Source organism: Pseudoalteromonas rubra (genome assembly GCF_005887095.1).
Classification (GTDB): domain Bacteria; phylum Pseudomonadota; class Gammaproteobacteria; order Enterobacterales; family Alteromonadaceae; genus Pseudoalteromonas; species Pseudoalteromonas rubra_E.
The window spans coordinates 1-415 of sequence record NZ_PNCI01000157.1 but is presented as its reverse complement, the minus strand read 5'-3'; the positions used below and the strand labels follow the sequence as shown (position 1 = coordinate 415).

At 47.0% G+C, this 415-nt stretch carries 1 protein-coding gene; it reads right to left on the bottom strand.

Annotation, left to right across the window (positions count from 1 at the left end; genetic code table 11):
- On the bottom strand, window positions 1–415 hold a 415-nt coding region (locus CWB99_RS23700), incomplete at both ends, for a diguanylate cyclase domain-containing protein (RefSeq protein WP_138686247.1).

Sequence of the window (415 nt, the reverse complement as noted above, 5' to 3'; positions counted from 1 at the left end):
CTACAGCGAAGAGATCTGCACCAAGCCGCGCTACGACTTGCGTCTGTTGATGCTGCGCTTGCAAACGCTGCGCCACAGCAACTAACAGTAAATTACCAATATCGTGGCTGAGCCCTTCATTGATGTCGGCTAACCGGGCAATATCAATCAGTACTAAATAATCGTGGGCGTTGGTGTTTTTTTGTAAGCGCTCCAAAGCGGCGATAAAGCCGTTACGTGAACATAACCCGGTAAGTGAGTCTTTAAACGCAACATTACGTAACCTATCTACCAACAGCACATTGTCGAGGCCTACCCCCACATTGGTCAAAAGTAGGTCAATGTATTGCATCAGCGCATGCTCAATAATGTGTTCACCTTCAAGGCAAATGACATACTGCTGTTGTTTGGCACGAAAGAAAAAGCTCACCGAGTG